The organism is bacterium (assembly GCA_035419245.1).
GTDB lineage: Bacteria > Zhuqueibacterota > Zhuqueibacteria > Residuimicrobiales > Residuimicrobiaceae > JAKPUX01.
Window position 1 is genome coordinate 43,932 of sequence record DAOLSP010000007.1, and the last position, 14,120, is coordinate 58,051.

Annotated in this window: 15 protein-coding genes; all 15 read right to left on the reverse strand. The window is 60.2% G+C overall.

The features are described 5' to 3' along the window. Window positions 1-26: 26 nt before the first annotated feature. Entirely contained in the window at window positions 27-1,058 is a 1,032-nt protein-coding gene (locus PLH32_10530) for a rod shape-determining protein (GenBank protein HQJ65035.1), read from the reverse strand. A gap of 58 nt (window positions 1,059-1,116) precedes the next feature. After that, window positions 1,117-2,673, reverse strand: coding sequence for a bifunctional phosphoribosylaminoimidazolecarboxamide formyltransferase/IMP cyclohydrolase (gene purH, locus PLH32_10535; GenBank protein HQJ65036.1), 1,557 nt, complete (start codon window positions 2,671-2,673; stop codon window positions 1,117-1,119). 176 nt (window positions 2,674-2,849) lie between these two features. Then, window positions 2,850-3,488: a phosphoribosylglycinamide formyltransferase gene (gene purN / locus PLH32_10540; GenBank protein HQJ65037.1), complete on the reverse strand. Its 639-nt coding sequence runs from the start codon at window positions 3,486-3,488 to the stop codon at window positions 2,850-2,852. 62 nt (window positions 3,489-3,550) lie between these two features. After that, window positions 3,551-4,519 (reverse strand): LD-carboxypeptidase, encoded by a 969-nt coding sequence (locus PLH32_10545; GenBank protein HQJ65038.1) that lies wholly within the window; start codon window positions 4,517-4,519, stop codon window positions 3,551-3,553. A gap of 11 nt (window positions 4,520-4,530) precedes the next feature. Beyond that, entirely contained in the window at window positions 4,531-5,832 is a 1,302-nt protein-coding gene (locus PLH32_10550) for a GWxTD domain-containing protein (protein HQJ65039.1), read from the reverse strand. Between the two features lie 84 nt (window positions 5,833-5,916). Continuing rightward, window positions 5,917-7,209, reverse strand: a complete 1,293-nt coding sequence (gene rimO, locus PLH32_10555) for a 30S ribosomal protein S12 methylthiotransferase RimO (protein ID HQJ65040.1) — start codon at window positions 7,207-7,209, stop codon at window positions 5,917-5,919. Beyond that, the gene (ftsY, locus tag PLH32_10560) at window positions 7,206-8,126 is read right to left on the reverse strand and encodes a signal recognition particle-docking protein FtsY (protein HQJ65041.1); all 921 of its coding nucleotides are present in this window, start codon (window positions 8,124-8,126) and stop codon (window positions 7,206-7,208) included. Before ftsY ends, rimO begins: the two co-directional genes overlap by 4 nt. A gap of 41 nt (window positions 8,127-8,167) precedes the next feature. Then, the gene (locus tag PLH32_10565; GenBank protein HQJ65042.1) at window positions 8,168-8,743 is read right to left on the reverse strand and encodes a CDP-alcohol phosphatidyltransferase family protein; all 576 of its coding nucleotides are present in this window, start codon (window positions 8,741-8,743) and stop codon (window positions 8,168-8,170) included. Between the two features lie 8 nt (window positions 8,744-8,751). After that, window positions 8,752-9,921, reverse strand: a complete 1,170-nt coding sequence (locus PLH32_10570; GenBank protein HQJ65043.1) for a geranylgeranyl reductase family protein — start codon at window positions 9,919-9,921, stop codon at window positions 8,752-8,754. Then, on the reverse strand, window positions 9,911-10,099 hold the full coding sequence (locus tag PLH32_10575; GenBank protein HQJ65044.1) for a 4Fe-4S binding protein: 189 nt from the start codon (window positions 10,097-10,099) through the stop codon (window positions 9,911-9,913). The genes PLH32_10570 and PLH32_10575 overlap by 11 nt, the downstream gene beginning before the upstream one ends. Then, window positions 10,096-11,088, reverse strand: a complete 993-nt coding sequence (locus PLH32_10580; GenBank protein ID HQJ65045.1) for a UbiA family prenyltransferase — start codon at window positions 11,086-11,088, stop codon at window positions 10,096-10,098. The genes PLH32_10575 and PLH32_10580 overlap by 4 nt, the downstream gene beginning before the upstream one ends. Further along, window positions 11,085-12,497 (reverse strand): amidophosphoribosyltransferase, encoded by a 1,413-nt coding sequence (gene purF, locus PLH32_10585; protein HQJ65046.1) that lies wholly within the window; start codon window positions 12,495-12,497, stop codon window positions 11,085-11,087. The genes PLH32_10580 and purF overlap by 4 nt, the downstream gene beginning before the upstream one ends. 18 nt (window positions 12,498-12,515) lie before the next feature. Continuing rightward, window positions 12,516-12,995, reverse strand: coding sequence for a hypothetical protein (locus PLH32_10590; protein ID HQJ65047.1), 480 nt, complete (start codon window positions 12,993-12,995; stop codon window positions 12,516-12,518). Between the two features lie 157 nt (window positions 12,996-13,152). Continuing rightward, window positions 13,153-13,725 (reverse strand): DUF5683 domain-containing protein, encoded by a 573-nt coding sequence (locus PLH32_10595; GenBank protein ID HQJ65048.1) that lies wholly within the window; start codon window positions 13,723-13,725, stop codon window positions 13,153-13,155. Window position 13,726: 1 nt separating this feature from the next. Further along, on the reverse strand, window positions 13,727-14,119 hold the full coding sequence (locus PLH32_10600) for a RidA family protein (GenBank protein ID HQJ65049.1): 393 nt from the start codon (window positions 14,117-14,119) through the stop codon (window positions 13,727-13,729). Window position 14,120 lies beyond the last annotated feature (1 nt).

Genomic DNA, 14,120 nt, shown 5'->3' on the forward strand with positions numbered 1-14,120 from the left:
CCGCAGAGCAGGGCGTTGATCTTTCGCTAATAGCGTTTGATATGGGTCAATACTTTTCTGTAGCGGGGAATGTCCTCGAGAACCTTGCCCGTGCCGCGCACGACGGCGCGCAGGGGTTCTTCAGCGAGAATGACGGGGAGGTTGGTCTCGCGGCGCAGCCGCTCATCGAGTCCCTTGAGCATCGAACCGCCGCCGCTCATCAGGATGCCGCGATCCAGGATGTCGGCGGAGAGCTCCGGCGGGGTTTGCTCGAGACACATCTTGACCGAATCGACGAGCTGATCGACGGTGTCGGCGAGCGCCTCCTGAACCTGCTTGGTGCTGATGGTTACCGTCTTGGGGATGCCGGCGACAAGATCGCGTCCTTTAACCGTCATCGTGCCCTTGCCATCGAATGGGGAGGCGGAGCCGAGTTCGATCTTGATCTCTTCGGCGGTGATCTCGCCGATGAGGAGGTTGAAGGATTTCTTGAAATACTGGATGATGGCCTCGTTCATCTCATCACCGCCGATGCGGATCGAAACCGAATTGACGATGCCGAACATGGCGATCACCGCGATCTCGCAGGTGCCGCCGCCGATGTCGATGATCATATTGCCGACCGGCTGGTCGATCGGCAGCCCCAGACCGATGGCTCCGGCCATGGGCTCCTCGATGAGGTAAACCTCGCGCGCTCCGGCGTGCTCGGCCGAATCGCGCACAGCGCGCTTCTCGACCTCGGTGATGCCGGTGGGAACGCAGATCGCGATGCGCGGCCGCGGGATACGGGTCGGCATCGCCTTGCGGATAAAATGACGGATCATCTGCTCGGCCAGCTCAAAATCGGCGATGACCCCGTCCTTGAGGGGACGGATGGTGATGATCTCGCCGGGGGTCCGGCCGACCATCTCGCGCGCCTGGTTGCCGAAGGCGACGATCTCCTGGGTGCTCTTGCGGATAGCAACGACCGACGGCTCATCAAGGACTACATCCTTGCCGCGGACATAGACGAGGGTATTGGCAGTGCCCAGGTCAATTGCCAGGTCATTGGAGAAGAAGGAACCTAAACCGAAACTCATGGTGCCCAACCTTGTTAAGTTCGAGGACTGTGCTGTTTATGAATTCTTACAAGCTTGCCTAATGACGAAAATGGCGCATGCCCGTGAATATCAGGGCCATGTTGTGTTCATCGGCGGCCGCGATCACCTCTTCATCGCGGACCGATCCGCCCGGCTCGATGACCGCGGTTGCTCCGGCCTCGGCGAGGACATCCAGGCCGTCGCGGAAGGGAAAGAAGGCATCCGAGGCCGCAGCCGTACCCCGCACCTCAAGACCGGCGTTGCGGGCTTTCATCGCCGCCAGGCGGGATGAATCCACCCGCGACATCTGCCCTGCGCCGATGCCGATCGTACGGTCCGGAGCTGCGAAAATGATCGCATTACTCTTGACCCACTTGGCGATACGCCAGCCGAAGAGCAGAGCGAGCCGTTCGATCTCGGTCGGCGCTCTGCGGCTGACCACCCGGTAGGCGGCGGAATCAACCGGCTCGATGTCAGCCGTCTGCACCAGAAATCCGCCGAACACCTTACGCACATCGCGCATGCCGGAAGTGATCTGGAATCCGGGCCAGCGGATGAGGCGCAGATTTTTCTTCCCCCGCAGCAGGGCGAGCACTCCCGGGGCAAACTCTGGAGCCACCACCACCTCGAGAAAGAGTCCAGCGAGTTTTTCAGCGAGATCTTCTCGGGTCAGCGGCCGGTTCAGGGCGACGATTCCGCCGTAGGCCGAAACCGGATCGGTGGCCAGGGCCTTCTCCCAGGCCTCGAGCAGATCGTTGCCGATTGCGGCGCCGCAGGGATTATTATGCTTAACGATCACCACCGCCGGCTCGGGGAACTCCGCCGCCAAGCCGATGGCTGAATGGATGTCGAGAATATTGTTATACGAAAGCTCCTTGCCATGCAGCTGCTCGCCGAAGGCCATACCGCCCGCCTCCGCATAGAAAGCGGCGGCCTGGTGCGGATTCTCACCGTAGCGGAGTTCCTGTATTTTGGACAGATGCAGATCCAGGGTCTGCGAAAAGCGCGGTGTCACGTCTTCCTGCACCGGTGCAGCCCTGAGCCAGGCATGGATGGCTGCATCATAGCGGCTGGTGCGGTCGAAAGCGGCGGTCGCCCAACCTTCGCGCAGGGCAAGGCTGGTGCAGCCGTCGAGTGCCTCGAACTGCTCGAGAAAGGCCGGATACTGCCCGGGATCGGTCAGGACCGCCACACCGGGGTGGTTCTTGGCAGCGGCGCGGATCATGCACGGGCCGCCTATATCGATATTCTCCAGGGCGTCGGCCCGGGTGCAGCCCGCTTTGGCGATGGTCGCTTCAAAGGGGTATAGATTGACCACGACCAGATCGATGGGGGTCAGGCCCAGTTCCTCAAGCTGCTGCATTTGGGCGCCATCCTCCCGTTTTGCCAGAAGGGCGGCGTGGACATGAGGATGGAGCGTCTTGACCCGGCCGCCGAGGATTTCTGGGAAGCCAGTGAGGTCGCTGACGGTCCGGACCGCAAGCCCGGCTTCCTCGAGAACACGCGCCGTGCCGCCGGTTGAGATGATCTCGACGCCCCGCTTTTGCAGGGCACGGGCGAGATCGATCAAACCCGTCTTGTCATGGACGCTCAGAAGGGCACGTCGTATTTTTATCTGGTCGAGCACAAACCCCTCCCGAAAAAACAGGATGCAATCCTTACATAAAATTGGAATATGAGTATATCAATAAATCAGCAAAAATCCAAGGATTTGCTGCATCCGCCCCCCCTTTTTTACACTATTTTGCCGGAAAAGAGTGCTTGCTGCCGCCAGCTGGGCCTCTCGATACGTCAAATGATATCTTTTTCCTCCAGAATCGTCACCCGGCGGCCCGCGATGCGGATTCGTCCTGAGGCAAAGAGCTGGACGGCACGCGGCAGGATCTCGTGCTCCACCTCGAGCACGCGGGCGGCGAGGCTGGTCGCGGTGTCGTCCTCCCGTACCGGCACGCACTGCTGCAGCACCGGAGCCCCATGGTCATAATCGTCGTCAACCAGGTGCACCGTGACACCGCTCACCTTGCAGCCATAATCGAGGACCGCCTCATGCACATGGTGGCCGTACATGCCCTTGCCTCCGAATGCAGGCAAGAGCGCGGGATGAATATTGAGAATGCGGTGATGAAACTGCCGGATTAGCGCCGATGGGATCTTTTGCAGATAGCCTGCCAGAACAATGAAATCAACACCATGCTCCGTGAGGAGCGCTGCCAGATGGCGGCTGTATTCCACCTCCGAGGGGAACTGCCCGGCTGCAAGGTGTAGCGCCGGCACGCCGTATTCGCGGGCAAGGGCCAGGCCACCTGCCTCCGCCTTGTTGCTGAGCACCAGAACAATGCGCGCATCCAGACGCTTCGATTCGATCGCTGCAAAAAGGGCCTGCAGATTGGATCCCCGGCCCGAGACAAAGACACCAAGGGAGAGCATCATTCACCTCCTCACACCGGCCCCGCGGCTGTCACGCCGCCAGCCTATAGCGACACCCCGGCCAATCATGCGGCCGGCGTCGAAGGCGCCGCCACCGCCGGCTCGAGCAGCCGCAGCGTCCCCTTGTCCGCGTCTAGACGAACCCGGCAGCCGAAGGGCAGGGTATATTTGAACTCCTGATGGCCGTAAGGGAAATTACCGAGGATCGGAATATCAAGGTCACGGGTATATTTTTCCAGCACCTCCTCCAGTGGCAGCGAGGGCTCCGACTTTTCCCCGCTGTCCATCTCCAGAAATTGCCCGAAGATGAGACCGTTCAGCTTGTCGAGTATGCCGGCATAGCGGAGCTGCACTAGATAGCGGTCGATGCCATACACATCTTCGCCGATATCCTCGAGCACCAGAATGGCCCCGGTGAAGTCGGGCTGGTAGGGAGTACCAATGAGGGGATTGATCAAGGAAAGACAGCCGCCGAGAAGCCGACCTTCACCCCGGCCCCCGTGGTAGATGCGCGGCTGATACTCCCCCGCTGCGGCCTTGAGGACGGAACAGGTCGTGCGCGTCACCATGCTCCAGAACTGCTTTTCCGTGAAGGGGAGGATGCCTTTGCCCATCTCCACAGCCACCATCGGACCGGAAAAACTGACCAGCCCGGATTTGGCATGGAGGGCGAGCTGTAGGGAGGTGATGTCGCTATAGCCGACGAGGATCTTGGGGTGTTTGCGCACCGCCTCGTAATCGATCAGGTCGAGCAGCCGGGGGGTACCATAGCCGCCGCGGGAGCAGATGATCGCCCTGACCTTCGGATTGCGGAACATCGCATTGAGATCCGCCGCTCGGTTCTCATCGGTGCCTGCCAGATAGCCGTATTGATCGAGAACATGCTGTCCTTCGAGTACACGATACCCCAGCTGTCGCAGGTAGGCCAGGCCCTGCTGATATTGATCGTGCTTCTCCGGTTTGGGCGGACTGGCAGGCGAAATGACACCAATGAGATCGCCCCGGGCGAGCGGACGCGGTTTACGCAGCTCCATGAGGATTCCTGTCAATTGTGCAAGAGCCGGTGTAGTTCATAGATCGATACGGGAGTTTCGAGCCGGTAATCTCCGAATCCGGTATAATCAAAGAAGAGAAATTGCCGGTTGTATTCATAATAGTTCCAGATCTCGTAGGGCTTCATGTCGCGCGGATAGACATCGCGTTCCACATCATCCGGCGAGCCCAGGACGATGAAAATCAGGCCCATGTCTGTACGCCAGCCCGGCATGTGCATGACCGAGAAGCGTTGGTTGGCGAACTCGACGCGGGAGTAAAAGGCATCCATGGTCTCATTGGCCTCTGTGCCCGGTGTCGGATCGTGGCGCAGCCAGAAGGCTTTGAATTCCTCCAGCAGGGCATCTCCCTTGGCCTTCTTCAGGCGCTTCCACTCGTTCTTGGAAGCGATGTAGCGCAGTTGTTCGACTGCCGTCCTAAGATCCGCGGCCGAGGCCGGCAGGGCACTCCAGCGGATATAAAAAGGCTTCTGGGTTTTGAAGGAGGCCCCACCGCCCTCCAGTTCGAGGGTGAGCAGGTATGAATCCTGCGGCAGACTGTCGGCATGCAGCTTGAAATAGACTGGGGTACTCCAGTCTTCCAGCATACGGGTGAATGAACGCCGGACCCGCGTATGTGTGATCGTGCCGAAGAGTTCATATTTGACCTTGACCTCGCGTGGCGGATGGGCAGCGTAGACCTCCATGAAAACCTGGGTCGAGTCAATGATACCCTTGGAAGCGTCGCTGATCTGCGGGCTGACCGAAAGACGGCCGGTGGAATCGTGGGTCACCTCGCTGATGTAGAGCAGAGAGCTGACGCTGAGTTCCGCCTTGTCAAATCGGGTGAGCAGGCTGGAGAGGCTGCTTGTGGATTTTTGACGGGTTTCCAGATCCTGCACGCTGATCTTGATCTTGTACTCTCCGGGCTCGAGGTCGAACGCGTGGTGGCTTTGGCTGAGGCGGTCGCGTTTGTTGGTCATGTCATAATTGGCGGCTGTGACCTTTTGTTTCCAGACCGCGCCGTCCACCTGGTCGTTGTCCTTGTCGAAGATGGTGACCGCCGTCTCGTAATTGGCCTCGAAGCTCTCCCCCTGTTTGATGAATTGCAGATCGTCAAAGAGGATTTCGATATAGACTGTGAGGCGGCTCAACGGACTGGCGGGAGCTATTGCGGTATTGACCAGGTCAGCGTGAAAACGGGGTCCGGCGTTATCCTGCGCTGAATCAAACTCGACCTGTGCGTACAGGGGTGCTGCGGCGCAGAGGAGCATCAGGGCGAGGACGACAACCGGATGACGGTACAAAGGCAGCATGATCAAGCTCCTTCCAAGATTGGCCACCGCGTCGGCGGTTTTCCTACATGGTAGAACACCCGATGAAGTAAACTCATTTCCACTTTATTCATACCCATCCACGACGTGCCCGTAGAGGTCATAGACTTCGGCCCGGGTGCAGACCACATTGGCCCAGCTGCCCGGAGGCAGCGGCCTGTCGAGCACGACCGTGTTGTCGATCTCGGGGGCATCCCACCAGGTGCGGGCCACAGCGGTGCCCTCCGTTTCGCCCGGTTCATCGACCACCACCTGCAGCTTGCGCCCGATCAACGCCTGGTTATGCTCGAGGGAAATCTCCGCCTGAATCGTCAGAATCTCCTCCATCCGGGCCTGTTTTTCTTCCTCCGGCACGCTCCCAATCCAGTTCCCGGCGGGCGTCCCCTCCTCCGGTGAATAGCAAAAGACGCCGAGACGCTCGAAGCGCATCTCGCGCACGAACGCACACAGCTCGCCAAAATGGCGCGCTTGTTCCCCCGGGAAGCCGACGATCAGCGAGGTGCGCAGGGCCAGTCCGGGAAGAGCACGCCGCAATTTCTCGATCAGTACCTCTATCTGGCGCCGGCTGCTGTGCCGACCCATCGCCTGCAGAATCGGATCGGAGATATGCTGGATGGGCAGGTCGATATACGGGACCACCTTGTCCAGCCCCACGACGGTATCGATCAGTTCGTCGTACCAGTGGGCTGGATGAGTATAGAGCAGCCGGATCCAGCGGAGGCCGCGCACCTGCTGCAAGCTGGCGAGGAGGTGATGCAGCCGCAATGGGGTGTCGAGGTCACGGCCATAGCGCGTGGTGTCCTGGGCGACGACTATGAGTTCCTGCACGCCCTCCGCAGCCAGCCTCTCGGCCTCCTCGAGGATAGCCGGAAGCGGCCGGCTTTGCATGGGTCCCTTGATCAGGGGGATGGCGCAGTAGGAGCAGCGGTTGTCACAACCCTCCGAGATACGGAGAAAGGCGTAATGCCCGGGGGTCAGCCGGTAACGGCGGGTGCAGGGGTGGCCGCCGAGGCCGAGAAAGGTCCCGATCTCTACGGCGGTTCTTGCGGCCTCACGATCAAAGAAAAAGGCATCCACCTCGGGGAAAAGCTCTTCCAGTTCGTGCTGGTAACGCTGCGGCAGGCAGCCGCTTACGAGGAGCTTCACGCCGGGCTTGCTCTCTTTTAACGCCGCCATCTGCAGAATCGTTTCAATCGCCTCCTGCTTAGCGCTGGTGATAAAGGCGCAGGTATTGATCAGGATCGCATCCGCGTCTTCAGGCACAGCGGCCATCTCCGTCTGTGGTGCGAGGCCTCCCAGGATGATCTCGAGGTCGATGGCGTTCTTGGGGCAGCCAAGGCTCACATAATGAAGTTTCATGAGAAAAGGGCCTCGACGAAGGTGTGCGGATCGAAGGGCTTCAGATCGTCGATCCCCTCCCCCAGGCCGATATACCGCACCGGGATGCCCAGCTCGCGGGCGATGGAAAAGACGATACCCCCCTTGGCGGTGCCGTCCAGTTTGGTAATGACCAGGCCGGTCACCTGAACGGCCTCTGCGAATTTGCGCGCCTGGATGAGTCCATTCTGACCGGTGGTGGCGTCGATGACCAGCAGGACTTCGTGCGGCGCGCCGGGGCATTGGCGCGCGAGGACCTTGTGAATTTTTTCCAGCTCGGCCATGAGGTTTCCCTTTGTGTGCAGCCGGCCAGCGGTATCGATGAAGAGATAATCGACGCGGCGGGCCATCGCAGCCTTGAGCGAATCAAAGGCCACCGCCGCAGGATCGGCCCCGCTTTGCGAATGGATGATCTCCACTCCGGCCCGGTCGCGCCAGATGTCGAGCTGATCGGCGGCGGCGGCGCGGAAGGTATCGGCCGCGGCCAGGAGCACCTTGTTCCCCCGGGAAGCATACCAATGCGCCAGCTTGCCGATGGTCGTGGTCTTGCCTGCGCCGTTGACGCCGACCACGCTCACAACCCTGGGCTGCGCCCCCGGCCGCTCCGCTGCCACTGCAGCGGCAAGACTCTTCTTCAGCTGTTCCACCAGCTGTTGCTTGAGGAGCCCGAGCAGGGCATCGGCATCAGTCTGCCCGCCTTCCCGGACCCGCTGGCGCAGCGATTCGATGACGGTCTCGGCAGTCCCGACCCCTAGGTCGCTGAGGATGAGCAGCTCCTCCAGTTCTTCGAGAAATGGTTCATCGATTCCGCGCGATTGGGCGACTAGGCGCTGGATGCCCTCGACGAGACCCGATCTAGTCTTGGCCAGGCCATTCTGGAATTTCTTAAAAACGTTCAACAAATCAACCTCTCATGATTGGGAAAACCGGGAGAGCCGATTCAAAATTGCTCTGGCATCCGGCTGCGGCGCACATAGGGAATGATGTAGCAGAAGAGCGTGACGGGAATCAGGGTGACCGACACAGCCAGGGCAATATAATTGAAGGGCCGCCAGTTCATGATGTAGGTCATGATGACCACCAGAAAGGCTACCAGGGCCACCTTGCCGATGAAGATGGATTGCGGGACATGCTGCCGGCGCTTGATGACATAGAGACTGAGGATCAGAATGACCAAGTCGCGGCCGATGACCATCAGGACATACCACCAGGGCAGATCCCGGCAGCAGGCTAGCATGATCATGATCAGGCCGACATTGAGCTTGTCCATGACCGGATCGAGGATCCGCCCCAGTTCGGAAAACTGCTGCCGCTGACGCGCGACAAAACCATCGAAAAAATCGGTGATGAAGGAGAGGCCCAGTAGGAGTAGGGCGAGCCAACCACCATGCTCGGGTTCAAGGGTTATGGCATAGCAGATCAGCGGCAGAAAGAGGAGCCGTGAGAACGAAAGCAGATTCGGAAGGCCTAGAAGGTGCTTATCCTTTTTGATGATTTCCATCAGACCCAACTTCATGGCGCTCCCTAGGTAAAAAGTTTAACGGCATCGAGAATGAGTGATGGTTTGCGGATCAGCGCCGACTTGAAGATATTGATCATGCTGCGTTTTTCAGGCGGCAAGGCGAGCACACTCACCGCCAGGGCATTATAGTCCTTATCCTCGAGACTGAAGACAAAGTTGCGCAGGCGGCAGTAGAGTGCCTGCCGGTCGCCTTGCGCCTGCCGCCAGGCGCGCAGGTAGGCCCGGAGGCGGTCGCGGTCATAGCGGCCCTCCGCGATCGCTGCCGCGGCCGTTTGACCGGCAAGACGGCCGCCAATGAGGCCGGTTACGATACCGCCGCCGGTCAAAGGATTGGCCTGATGGGCAGCGTCTCCGGCCAGCATCAGACCGCCGGCAACGATATCATCGAAACGGCCGGAACAGGGCACCCCTCCATAAACCCGACTGAGCACCGGCGCCCCCGGAAATTCGCGTTCCAGGAAGGCCTGCAAGCATTCATGGGGTGAACGCACTCGCGCGGCACTTGCCGCTACACCCAGGCCGATATTAGCCATGCCGTTGCCTTTCGGGAAGATCCAGGCATATCCCCCTGGTGCAATTTCCTGCCCGAAATAAAAGTGAATCACCTCCGGATCGCCCGCGTAACCGCCGATGGTCACCTGGGCGCAGCTCTCCATATCCGCCAGGACTGTCCGGGTTTTAAGGCCGGCCCAGCGCCCGGCCCGTGACTCCACGCCGTCGGCCGCAATCACGATACTGGACCGGATGCGCCGCCGCTCGCCCAGATGCTCAACCTCTACGCCGCAAACGCAGCCCTGCTCAAGGATCAAGCCGCAGACGTAGGCCTTCATAAAGAGGGATACCCCGGCTGCTGCGGCCATCCGGCCCAGATCATAATCAAAGGCCTTGCGGTCCAGGATATAGCCGACCTGATCCGAGCTGAGCGGGACAGCGGCTCCAGAGGGGGCATGCAGGCATGCCCCGGTGATCGTTTGGGCAATCCAGCGCGGCTGGATCTCCAGCTCCTGGCAGAGCCCGGCATGGCTGACCCCTTCGGCGCAACGTACCGGTACGCCGATTTCACGGTCTTTTTCAAACAGGGCCACAGCCGCGCCGCGGGCGGCGGCATGGCGCGCCGCTGTCGTTCCCGCCGGTCCGCCGCCGATGACGACGACATCGTATTCATTCCGCATCCCACTCCTCCAGGGCGCGCACCGGACAGGCCTGAACGCACGATCCGCAAAGCGTGCAGCGCTCCACGAGGATCTCCAGGCTGGCTTCTGCCAGATCGATGGCATCCTGCGGGCAGACGGCGACACACACCCCGCAAAAATCACAGCGATTCACAAGATGGACGAGTTTTTCTGTCATGTCAGCAGACTTGGGTAATGAACATTGAACCGGTGTCTATAATACCATTTGCTGAAAAAAAAGAGCCCGGCGAGCAGGAACAGATAAACCGGGATGCGCCAGCAGATCAGCAGGGAGAGGGCCAGCGTCGCCATCTTGTTGGTTTGCAGCGCGGATTCGACCGTCTCACGATGCCAGGCCCAGATGAAAAAGGGCCAGACGGTCAGGGTTGCGGCCAAAGCCACTCCCTCCTTCGTCAGCAAGGCCGCCACCACCGCCAGCCCGGAACAGATCACCGCCGCACGATAGATCCGTGTTTCTCCCCAGCGCACCGCGAGGGTGATCTTGTGAGCCGCGGCATCCCCAGGCCGATCCGGAATAGTGGTGAGGAGATAAACCGCACCAATACCCAGGACATAGGGCAGGCCGCAGCGCAGAGCGGACCAGGAGAGGGGGCCGGCCATCGACCATCCGAAGAGGTAGATCAAAACCGAACCGGACAGATTAGCCCAGAGTCCCAACCAGGGACGGTCCTTGCAAAGGAAAGGCTTGCAGCTGTAGGCCCAGCCGGTTACCGCAAAGATGAAGAGGGCGCACAAAGCCAGCGCCGGTTTCAACCCGGTCAGGCCACCAAGGCCGACAGCGAGTAGGAGCAGCGACTCCATCCTCGCGTGCCGTTCCGGCACCGCACCACTGGCCACCAGATAGAGCTTGTTGTTAAAACGATCGCTTTCGACGTCTGTAAGCTGATTCAGCAGAAAGGCGGCTCCCATCAGCACGGTCAGCAGCAGGAGCGCGAGTCCCTGCATCACCGTAATCCCCCGCAGCGGCCAAAATCCGTAAAACCAGGGTAGCCCGGCCATCGTGCGTTCATGGCTCCAGAAGCCGGTGAGTGCCACAGTCCAGACGGGGAAGAACAACGTCGGCCGCAGAACAAAAAAATAGTCAAGCCGGGAAAGCAACTTCTGCCGCTGCGGTGTGGAATCCTCCATGCCACCTGCCCGTTTCAAGCCTGTTCATGCACATGTTTACTGTATTCTTCTTCAACGGCAACCGGATAGTCGCCGGTAAAACAGGCGGTGCAAAAGCCCCCCGGGTCGTGGGTGACGGAATCAAGCAACCCTTCGATCGAAAGATAGGCGAGACTGTCGGCCTGGATATACTCCTGGATTTCTGCGATGCTTTTGCTGGTGGCAATCAACTCGGACTTGCTGGGAAAATCCATGCCATAGTAACAGGGCGAGAGGATCGGTGGCGAACTGACGCGGACATGCACCTCCCGGGCTCCGGCCTGGCGGACCAAGGAGACCAGCTGGCGCAGAGTGGTGCCACGGACGATCGAGTCTTCGACCACCACGACCCGTCGGCCCTGCAGCACACCTTTGACCGTATTGAACTTTATCCGGACACTGAAATCGCGCATGTCCTGCTGGGGATGGATAAAGGTCCGCCCCACATAGTGGTTGCGGATGAGCCCTAGTTCGAATTTGATCCCGGTCCGGCGTGCGTACCCGACTGCGGCAGTGTTGCTGGAATCGGGAACCGAGATGACGATGTCGGCATCCGCCGGACTTTCGAGGGCAAGATTCTTGCCCAGTTTGCGGCGGACTCGGTCGACATTCTCATCAAAAATGCGGCTGTCCGGACGTGCAAAATAGACAAACTCAAAGATGCAGGCATGACGAGGCCCGGGCGGGGCGAAGCGAAAGGAGGTCACCCGGCCTTCATGGATCTCGATCAGCTCGCCCGGTTCAATATCACGCACGATCTCGGCGCGAAGCAGATCGAGGGCGCAGGTTTCGGAGACGACAAACCAGACCCCATCCTTTCTGCCGAGGCAGAGCGGCCGGAATCCGTGGGGATCGCGGGCCGCATAGATGCGGTCTTTGCACATCATCACCAGGGAGTAGGCGCCCTCAAGCTGGCACAGAGCGTCGGCGATCCGCTCCGGCAGCGCGCGCTCGCGGGAACGTGCGATCAGATGTGGCACGACTTCGGTGTCTGTGCTGGTCTGGAAGAGCGAACCCTGTTCCTCGAGTCGGCGACGCAGACCTGCCGAGTTGGTGAAATTACCGTTGTGGCTGATGGCGAAGGGACCTTCACGGAAATTAGCCAGCAAGGGCTGGGCGTTGATGAGTTGGGATGAGCCGGTGGTGGAATAGCGGTTGTGGCCAATGGCAAGATAGCCACCGAGCTGATAAAAGAGTGCGGAATCGCTGAAGACATCGGCCACCAAACCACGCCCGACATGGCGGCTGACGCGTTTGCCGTCGCTGGCGACGATGCCGCTGCTCTCCTGGCCCCGATGCTGCTGGGCATAGAGTGCCAGATAGGCCAAACGCGAGGCCTCCGCCGCACCGGAGACGCCGACTACAGCGCAATTACACCGGGCCTTGTCGATGGGGCATCCTTTACTCACACCACTCCTTTGCTGATTTCAATGCCCCCCCGCTGAACAGAGAAAATAACCGAGCACCATGCCGACTCCATCGGCGGCCAGATCCTTGAGGCTGAAAAAATTGCCGGGCCGGCGTTGATCGCGCAGTTCCTTGACCAGCCCCATCGAGAGGCTAAAGCCCGCGGCCAGGTTCTTGCTGCGGGGATCGGAAAGATGCAGTTCCCGGCGCGCGGCGTAATAAGCGAAGCCCACCAGAACTCCGCTGACCACCAGGTGATCGGCCTTGTCCTTGCCGAGCCAGAAATCGCGGTGGGGTACGCGTTGCGCCGTACGCCCTGAGGTATCGGCCGGCCTCTCATCGGGCCTGCTCAGCGGCGCCGCAAAGGCGCTCGGGCAGGGCGCTGCCAATCCGCCACCCACTGCACCGGCTGGGCCGCGCTCCTCCCCCAGGGCCCTCCCCGCGAGCAGGCTTAACAGCAGCCCAAGGACCATCAGGAGGGGGTCAACGAAATGACGCATGCTCGACCTCAAGCCGTATCTCAAGGTATTCTGCGCTCATTTTCTGGATGGCCCTCCGCACTAAAAGCTTTTTTACCAAATCGTCATAATATACGCATATTCTGCGGTGATTGCAAGTGACGCCTGGAGGTGCAGACGGGAAAGCCGGATGGGCGGATTAAAAATGGACGGCCAGGTGGAAGGCCGCCTCGGGGCACGGCCGTGAGCCCGCCGGCGCCCATACGGGATCTAGGGTCAGCTCCGGCCGTTCGTCAAAGTCGAAAAGGTGGGCATCAACATAGGCGTCGGCCATGCTGAACAGGATGACCGCACCGAGCCACCAAATGGCTAAGCTGCGATTGTTGCGGTAGTACTCCCGTTCATAAAGTTGCTGTGAACGCGCCGCCAGCTGGTTCTGCACGATGGCATCGATGACAAGACCCGCCTCCGCCCCCATCATCACCACCGCCTTAAATCGCTTTTCATTGTACCACTGTCCCCAGCCCGGCACCACCATGGAGCGAAGCATGGCGCCGGTAGGGTTCTTAACTTTCCGGGCGGTGGTGAGCGAGTCCGCCGGAGCGGCTTTATGCCCGGAATTATTGAGGGTATCCGAAACGGCGGACTGGCGGCTGAGCGTCAGGGTTTCCGCTTCGGCAGTGGGCACCTGCCCGAGCACCATCTCCCCTCCGGCTGCAGCAGCCAGGATCAGGCCGGCTGTATAGAGAAAGACCCGCTTTGCTATTAGCACTTTATCCTCTCGCGCCCGGCACGAGCGCCACCGCCTCGATCTCGACATAGCCGTTCTTGGGGAGCCTGGCGACCTGAACCGTCGAACGCGCCGGCGGATTTTCAGGAAAAAAACCGGCATAGATCGCGTTGACCGTCGAGAAATCGTTGATATCCTGCAAATAGATGGTCGTTTTGACGACCAAGGCCATGGAAGATCCCGCCTCCTCGATGATCGCCTGCAAATTCTGCATGGCCTGGAGGGCTTGCGCCTTGACCCCACCCTCCACCATGATCCCGGTGAGCGGATCCAGGCCCAGCTGGCCGGCAGTAAAAAGCATGCCGTTCACAACCACGCCCTGGCTGTAGGGGCCGATCGCTTTGGGCGCCCCTTCAGTTTCGATCACCCTGCGCATT